We start from the raw sequence: 7,247 nt of genomic DNA on the forward strand, positions 1-7,247 counted from the left end.
GTGGAATGCGAGTCCGCAACTGAGCGAGCGGACTCGCATTCCACACTGCGAACCAATTTTAAAGCGGTCAATTGACCGGACATGATATGACTACTGACTACTGACTACTGACTACTGACTACTGACTACTGACTACTGACTACTGACTACTGACTACTGACCAATGACTACTGACTTCTGCTATATTTTTAATTGTTGATTGTCGCTTACTACTTAATTGATTTATGTCTGATGAGGTGATTTTGCGTCCAGCTACCCGCGCCGACGTGCCGGTGCTGTTTGACTTGATTAAGGCTTTAGCTGAATACGAAAAATTATCTCATGCCGTTACTGGTAATGCGGTTGATTTGGAAAATCATTTGTTTGGCGCGAGACCTTTTGCAGAAGCGATTTTAGCAGAGTCGGAAAATCGTGTTGTGGGCTGGGCGCTGTTTTTTTACAATTATTCTACTTTTTTGACTCAGCCGGGGATTTATTTGGAGGATTTGTTTGTGCTTCCTGAGTTTCGAGGGCGGGGAATTGGCAAGTCTTTGATTGTTTATTTGGCGCGGTTGACAGTTGAAAGAAACTGCGGGCGTTTGGAGTGGAGTGTTTTGGATTGGAATGAATTGGCGATCGGATTTTACAAGGGTATTGGTGCTGATGTGATGCCCGAATGGCGGATTTGCCGGGTTGCGGGCGAGTCTTTGGCGAGTTTGGCCTCGAAGTAATTTAGGGTTCGTGCGGAACAGGCCGGACAGCCTGTTAAGTGTGGAACAGGCTGTCCGGCCTGTTAAACTAATTGAATCAATGTGGTGAAACAGACATCTTGAGCGGGCTAGAAGCCCACTCCACAAAAAAATATCTGTTGTGGAACAGGCATATTACCTGTGTGTGGAACAGGCCGGACAGCCTGTTCACCTAAAATGCCGCACTTTGGTTAATTAATACCTACTTAATTGACAAAAACATAGGAAAATTTAGATAATAGTTAAGTGAATTGAGAGAGTAGATCGTGATTATTTGGGTAAACGAGCAAATCGATCCGTCGGGCATTCTTTATTCTTGCATTGCTTGTTGCGATGAGACTCAAGCAAAGGAATGTCACGAATCTTTTGAGCAGAATTTGACGGCAGATCAAAAGCAGCAGGGCTGGGTTGCTACCTTGCGGACTGTTAATTCTTGGGATGAGGTGCCTGTTAATGCTTTGAAATTGAACTAATGAGTGCAACTCATCAGCAGCTTTAGTTTCGCCCTGTTTCGGTTCGATCGCAATTGCAGGAAAACGTTGCACGTCTGTTCGTCTAAGGCAAGATAACTCGATCGTACATTTGTCAAATTAACAGAGGTCGGGTTTTCTGAATCTGAAGGTTGCGGGAATTTTGGCGGGAATTTGGGATCGCCGGAGTGCTGTCGGCACCCTAGGGCTAAAAAGTCTGCTTCGGGCGATCCTCTTCGTTGGCGCAGCCCCCGTAGGGGCGGGCTCCGCTAACGACAATTCGCATTTTTAAAACTGATTTTAGGATTAAAATTAATAGATAAAGGCATTTCCAATTGTCAAGTTAAATTTTTATGATTGAGACCTTATTTCATGCTTATACGCCTCTAGTTATTTGGACGGGCTTGGGACTGCTGCTGTTTCGGTACATCCCAGTTGATTTTCCTAAGCTGCTAAGCCGCTTTCTTTTCTGGATCGGGATACCGCTGCAAATTTTAGTTTTAGCCCGTCAGAGCGATTTTTCCGGTGCTGTGGTATTCACACCGGCGATCGCCATATTCGTGTTATTTCTGAGTACGAGTTTAGCTTGGTTGACTTGGCTGTTATTGTGGCGGCTGAGTGCGGCTCACGTCAAAAAGCCATATTTTCAAGGCAAAAATTCTCGACTCAATTTATTTTTATTAAATGTAAATTCCCGGAAGCGATCGAGCCAAGGCAGTTTTATCCTAGCTGCCATGCTAGCAAATACAGGGTTTGTCGGATTAGCAATCACCCCCGCTATCATCAGCAGCAATAACAGCAACTGGGCGGTCTTGTACAGCCTCACTAACAACGTGATCGGAACCTACGGTTTCGGTGTATTTATTGCTAGCTATTTCGGGAATTCCGAGCAAAAAAAACACTGGTGGACTCAGCTCCGGGACCTGTTGACAGTTCCCGCCCTGTGGGCATTTTTAATTGGTTTTTTCACCAGAAACATCCCCCTGTCCGAGACAGTGGAATCGGGATTGCAGGTAGCAGTTTGGGTGGTAATTGCCAGTGCTCTGCTCCTGGTTGGTATCCGTTTGCGATCGATTAAAACATGGCAAAGTTTTGAACTAGCGTTAATCCCGTCGCTGTTAAAAGTGGTAATTGTGCCGGTGCTGATCGGATTGGGTGCTAGTTTTTTTGGATTGAGCGGCGATCCGAGGTTGGTGTTGGTGTTGATGTCGGGAACGCCCACAGCTCTTTCGGTGCTGATTTTAGCAGAAATATACGATCTCGATCGCGATTTGTTAGCTAGCAGCATCGCCCTCACTTCCCTCGGTTTGCTGTTGATGCTGCCGCTGTGGCTTGCTTCGTTTAGTTGAAGTTGTTGCAAGACTTTTGAGAATTGGTATAACATAGAAATAACTTCAAAGAGGTTAGAGGCATGACAACTATATCCAACGAACAAACAGCTATTATCCGTACAGAAAGAGGACTGACGATCGCAGGTACGCGCATCACTATCTACGACATCATGGACTATGTAACGGCTCAATATCCGCCTAAGTTTATCAGGGGATTGTTTGACCTTACAGAAGCACAAATTAACGCGGCTTTAACTTATATTGAGGCAAATCGCGCGGATGTTGAAGCCGAGTATCAAATGGTTCTTAAAGAAGCTGAGGAACTGCGGCTGTACTACGAAGAAAAAAATCGCGATCTGATTGCCAGAATTGCCGCCCAGCCACCAAGACCAGGAACGGAAGCGGCTTGGGAAAAGCTTCGAGCGGCTAAGGCAAAACTTGATGCTAAAGCGTGATTCTTTTGGGCGATCGTAATCTCAACGGACACGCCATAATTTTCTTTGTTTCTATTGCTAATCAAGGTTGGCTTGATATCATCCCAATTCGTTTTGTCACCTTAAAGGAGATTGCTTTAATATGTTAACTAAATACATCCAAGCTGCGATGAAGCAAGCTAAGTATGAAATCTTTCGTGATGATGGGACTTTCTACGGAGAAATTCCTATCTGTGAGGGAGTCTATGCAAATGCTGTAACTCTCGAAGCTTGTCGAGAAGAATTGCAAGAGGTACTGGAAGACTGGATTTTACTTGGTCTCACCATGAATCTTCCTTTACCCGTCCTCGATAATATCGACCTTACAATTACCAAAGATGTTGCCTGATGCCCCCTTTAAAACCAATCAAACGTCGAGACTTAATTTATTACCTGAAACAAGTAGGATTTGACGGCCCCTATTCGGGAAAAGGGCATCAGTTTATGTTGAAAGATAACCTTCGCATCACCATTCCCAATCCTCATCAAGGTGATATCAGTGCCAACTTTTTAGCTAAAATTTTGCGACAGGCTAAAGTTGATATTAGTGATTGGGAGAACCTCTAAAGTTGAGGGATTTTTGTCAATTGATTATCAAGTATGATAGAATTAATGTATCATAAAATCCTTAAATATTATGACTATTGAAAATCTTGAAGCTGAGGTTATGGCATTGCCAAGGGATTCTCAAGCAATATTGCTATCGCGACTCCTAAAGCACTTGGGACAAAGTAGTGAAATTGATCCAGAAGTGGCATCTGTCTGGGTCGAAGAAGCCCAAAGGCGCGATCGAGAAATGGATGGCGGCCAAGTCACTGGTATTCCGACTCAACAAGTGTTTCAGAAGATTCGTGGGCTTCTGCAATGAAAAACGTGATATTTCATCTTTATCGCATCCTAGAAGGCGATAGAATTCGGATTTTAGCGGTTGCACATCAGAAGCGTAGAACACAATACTGGGTTGAGCGAGAGTAGCAGTCTAAAATCAGATGTTAATGAGGTGCGATCGGAATTTGATTACCAATAGATATAGAGTGTGTAACCAAGGAAGAAGCAAAACTTTTTTCTTCAGATAAACTAAAGCTCTATAATACAACTATCCAATAGTTTTTAATGGACAAATGAGAGGCACAAAAGAATTATTGCTAACAAGTTTGGGTGCTATTACTTTGAGTTGGGGATCTGTAACTTCCATTCAGGGTATACCAGGGGCGCTCGCTCAAACACAAGTTCCCATGAGACTGCAACACGCAGAAGGAACTTATACCCTTACGGTGTCAGAAACGAATACCACAAAATCTGCTTATGGGGGTCAATTGCGCCTCTATGACGTGCATATTGCCAAGATGTTTGAAGTGACATATTCTGATTGTCAGGAGATACCCAACGCTGGCGGTAGGACTTGGTATTACCGCGCCGGAAATGGTAAAATTGACATGGGGGAATTCAGAATTAACTGTCAGTTGGCTAGCGATATTGCTAATAGTTATGGTTTAGGGAAACCAGAGCGTACTGCGATCGAATATTCTCAGGGGGAAGCAGGGCGGCCAATATCGAGGACTCGTTCTATTCCAATTTTAGATATTACTGGTAATAAAATTCAGCGGTGGACTAATTTTGTGCAAGGGTTTCGCCCTCAGTCTGCTAATTCTCAAGCTGGTAATTCGCGATCGAGTATTTCTTTTCCAGTTCGTGAAATTCTTTCGCAGATTGAAGGTAAGACGAGAGTACCAATTTTTCTCCCCAGTCAGCTTCCATTCTCACAAAAAATTTACCTGACAAACCGAGTAGAAACAAATGGCTATAGTGTTGAAATGGGCTCCCTACCTAATTGCAGCAGTACGCCTTGCTATATCGGGAGTATCTCAGCAGAAAGAGGTGGAGAACCAGCCGAACCACCGATCAGAGGATTTAGGAGTGAATTCAAAACCATTCAATTAGCTGGCAGAACACAAGGAGTTTTTTCTAATGGCTGCGGTGCTTCTTGCACGGCCTTAGTTGAATGGCAGTATCAAGGCGTTTTGTACCGAGTAACGATGAAGAATGGATCAGAAAAAGTTCTCGTTCAAATAGCCAATTCTGCAATTGAAGCTGGGTCTCGCTAGTTAAATGTGGAACAGTGCGTCAGGGCCAGTCATGTTCTCAAGTTAGAGATTTATTTTCCCTGACGCAGCCTAAAGTTGCTATCTAGATAAAAAGCATACCAGTCCTCAACTTTTAAGCAGGAAATTTCGCCTGTAAAACACTATTTTTAATTTGTTTCTCTAATTCATTGATAACAGACATTACACTATGTTCTGGGTCGCTCAAAATAGATTTTTTGATGTCATGTAATGAGTTGACTAAATCTTCACGCAAACGGGGCTTGTTTTCTTGAACTCCTTGAGTATAATCCCAGTAATCCCAAGCAATTAAAGCTATGGCAAGGGTAGGTTCAATCATACTTCCTAGTTGCGAAGAAAGAGCAGCTACAGCTTTACTACCTGCTTTAGCAGCAATTGTAGCAGTAAGTTTAGCAGTTCCAGCAGCACCTACAAATCTTACTAAAGATACTTCATCTCCTCGTTCATTTTCTAACCTAAAATTTATACCTTCTAAATATTTATTCCAGTCGGCTTGGGGGATTTTATACATTTTCGGCACATCTTCAAATTCTTTAGATACTTGTTCAATAAAAAAATTAGCTGTATCAATTACTATGGTATGAAATTTTATCTCTGCTGAATTTGCTTGCAATACTCTCCTAGCAAATTCTCTTTGAATATTGTTATTTATGCTTTTGGCAATCTTTTCATTGACTATGCTCCGATCAAACCCGTTCATTAAATTCTCGCCAACATATTCAAAAAGAATACCAAATTCTTGCTGTTTCTGATTAAAATAATTAAAATACCAATTTAAAAAATCCGTATCTATTCGATTAATTAATTGTTCCTCCCACCGATCTAATTCATTACTAGCATATTTTTTAGCACTTTGATTTGCCGTGTTAAGAGCTTTTTTAAAAGCTTCTTCTCTTCCACCAAATGCCACTATAGATTGAGTAAATTCTCTGGATGGAGGAGAGGTGAATTCTGCCGCTAAAGCCTGACTCATAACTAATCTTCCCAGCAACGGAATTAATACAATTAGAATTATAATTGACCAAATAATGATACTAACTATCTTAGAGATTTTTACAATTCTCGATTTTCTAGGGGTTTCTTCAGTAAGCTGATGTTCACCAGATTGTTGAGCATTCAAATCAATAGTAATTAATTCTCGATCGCCCAAAACATCAGTTAATTTTTTGTCTAGTTTTTTAGCCACCAACTGACGACCATAAGGTATTTCATTTGGACGACAAACAAGGTTATTATTTACATCCAAAAACACTTGTCCTAAGAATTGCCCTTCGGGATGCTCTTGGCGCATAATTGCTCCTTTTTTAACATTAGGAGTCCCAGGGAGATCGCTGTGGAAATAGCTTATAGCATCGTCAAAGGTTATCTCTTCTAAAACTTCAGGTATCCCCTGAATGCGTGACAAGCATTGATTGAAATCACGAACTATTCGCTGCACATCCTCCGAAGTGAGTTTGTGATCTCCTTGAGATGAGTCTTTGACAAACCAGTTAAAGCGTGTCATATTTCCTCCATATCATTTGATAACGTATAGATTTTGACTAGATTTCTGGTATCTGTCGTTATTTGATTTTAATCTAAAAATAGATTTTTGCATATTCATAAAAGTGTTGTTTAGTGTACAGTTAATTGTTTTCCCATGATTTTCAATAGCAATAAAAAGTGTGATTTAGCTGGCAAAGTGTTACAAAGTGTGATATAGTGTGACTTAGAAAAATAAACCCACTTTTAGCTATGGATATCGAAGAGGTTTTGCAATGGACTGACGATCAAGTATTTGTGAAAACGGAAAAACATCTTGATTCATTACAAAGATGTATATTAAAGGAAGTTTGGCAAGGTGAGAAATATCCCAAAATAGCGAAAAAGTGCAATCGTAGTGAAGATCATATTAAACAAGTTGCTAGAAAATTATGGAAAATACTCTCAGAGATATTGGGAGAAGATATTAAAAAATCTAATGTTCGATCTATTTTAGAAAGCAAAGCAGTATCTAGTATTTACAATTTTGGTAACTCTTCACAAATTGTTAATAGTAAAATTAATAGAACTCATATCAATATCTGTGGAGAAAAACGGCAAGATGCAGAAGAGGCTAAACAGCCCAATCCCCCTGATTCTC

9 protein-coding genes and 1 pseudogene are annotated in these 7,247 nt (G+C 41.1%); 9 read left to right on the forward strand and 1 reads right to left on the reverse strand.

All coding sequences use genetic code 11. From position 1 onward, the window contains the following. The first annotated feature begins 224 nt into the window (after positions 1-224). From WBA89_RS19750 to WBA89_RS19785, 8 genes are all read left to right on the forward strand, one after another. Complete coding sequence (locus WBA89_RS19750) at positions 225-710, forward strand: GNAT family N-acetyltransferase (protein ID WP_194067756.1); 486 nt, start codon at positions 225-227, stop codon at positions 708-710. A 284-nt stretch (positions 711-994) separates the two neighbouring features. Further along, positions 995-1,201, forward strand: coding sequence for a glycogen debranching protein (locus WBA89_RS19755; RefSeq protein ID WP_424408895.1), 207 nt, complete (start codon positions 995-997; stop codon positions 1,199-1,201). 350 nt (positions 1,202-1,551) lie between these two features. Continuing rightward, positions 1,552-2,547 (forward strand): AEC family transporter, encoded by a 996-nt coding sequence (locus WBA89_RS19760; RefSeq protein WP_424408896.1) that lies wholly within the window; start codon positions 1,552-1,554, stop codon positions 2,545-2,547. Between the two features lie 62 nt (positions 2,548-2,609). After that, a complete protein-coding gene (locus tag WBA89_RS19765; RefSeq protein ID WP_424408897.1) occupies positions 2,610-2,984 on the forward strand; it encodes a DUF433 domain-containing protein in 375 nt (124 codons plus the stop codon). Between the two features lie 121 nt (positions 2,985-3,105). Next, positions 3,106-3,351 carry a type II toxin-antitoxin system HicB family antitoxin gene (locus tag WBA89_RS19770; RefSeq protein ID WP_333027781.1) on the forward strand — a complete coding sequence of 82 codons (246 nt, stop codon included), beginning with the start codon at positions 3,106-3,108 and terminating at the stop codon, positions 3,349-3,351. After that, positions 3,351-3,569: a type II toxin-antitoxin system HicA family toxin gene (locus WBA89_RS19775; RefSeq protein ID WP_424408898.1), complete on the forward strand. Its 219-nt coding sequence runs from the start codon at positions 3,351-3,353 to the stop codon at positions 3,567-3,569. Before WBA89_RS19770 ends, WBA89_RS19775 begins: the two co-directional genes overlap by 1 nt. A gap of 100 nt (positions 3,570-3,669) precedes the next feature. Continuing rightward, on the forward strand, positions 3,670-3,870 hold the full coding sequence (locus WBA89_RS19780) for an addiction module protein (RefSeq protein ID WP_424408899.1): 201 nt from the start codon (positions 3,670-3,672) through the stop codon (positions 3,868-3,870). A 253-nt stretch (positions 3,871-4,123) separates the two neighbouring features. Beyond that, on the forward strand, positions 4,124-5,107 hold the full coding sequence (locus tag WBA89_RS19785) for a hypothetical protein (RefSeq protein WP_333421577.1): 984 nt from the start codon (positions 4,124-4,126) through the stop codon (positions 5,105-5,107). A gap of 112 nt (positions 5,108-5,219) precedes the next feature. Here the strand turns inward: WBA89_RS19785 and WBA89_RS19790 are convergent, their stop codons facing one another. Continuing rightward, entirely contained in the window at positions 5,220-6,629 is a 1,410-nt protein-coding gene (locus tag WBA89_RS19790; protein ID WP_333421575.1) for a hypothetical protein, read from the reverse strand. 230 nt (positions 6,630-6,859) lie between these two features. Here WBA89_RS19790 and WBA89_RS19795 point away from each other — a divergent pair. Continuing rightward, positions 6,860-7,247, forward strand: a pseudogene (locus tag WBA89_RS19795) (ATPase); the annotation flags it as partial.

Origin of the sequence: Microcoleus sp. (assembly GCF_049646505.1) — a bacterium.
GTDB lineage: Bacteria > Cyanobacteriota > Cyanobacteriia > Cyanobacteriales > Microcoleaceae > Microcoleus.